This window comes from Mesorhizobium sp. M4B.F.Ca.ET.214.01.1.1, from assembly GCF_004791545.1.
GTDB lineage: Bacteria > Pseudomonadota > Alphaproteobacteria > Rhizobiales > Rhizobiaceae > Mesorhizobium > Mesorhizobium abyssinicae.
Window position 1 is genome coordinate 1 of record NZ_SRUX01000182.1, and the last position, 333, is coordinate 333.

1 protein-coding gene is annotated in these 333 nt (G+C 61.6%); it reads left to right on the plus strand.

Annotated elements, in window-relative coordinates:
• Nucleotides 1–313 (plus strand): hypothetical protein (locus EN857_RS35125; protein ID WP_210235171.1); only part of this gene is annotated, 313 nt, incomplete at its 5' end.
• Nucleotides 314–333 lie beyond the last annotated feature (20 nt).

The following is a 333-nucleotide window of genomic DNA, read 5'->3' on the forward strand; positions in this document are numbered from 1 at the left end:
GGAACTCGTTCGCGCCGTCGAAATCTTTCGCGTTCCGCTGGACTTTTTCACCGATCCGTTTCTGCTCGTCGGCGAAGGTAAGTTCTCCTGGCGTCAGAACGGCGTCATCGGTCGTGCCCTACTGGGTTACGAAGAAGACGCGGGCCGCGTGATCGCGGCATTCCGTACGCTCGCGCCACAAGTGGGCAGGGAAGCTCCGCTGCTGAGGTGCTCGCTCGGTCTTTCAAAAGAATCCAGCTACGAGGATGCATCGGCTGCGGGCGACCGGTTCGCCGGCAAATATAAGCTAGGAAACGTGCCGGCCGCTCCATGACCTCGGCGAGGCGAGCGGCA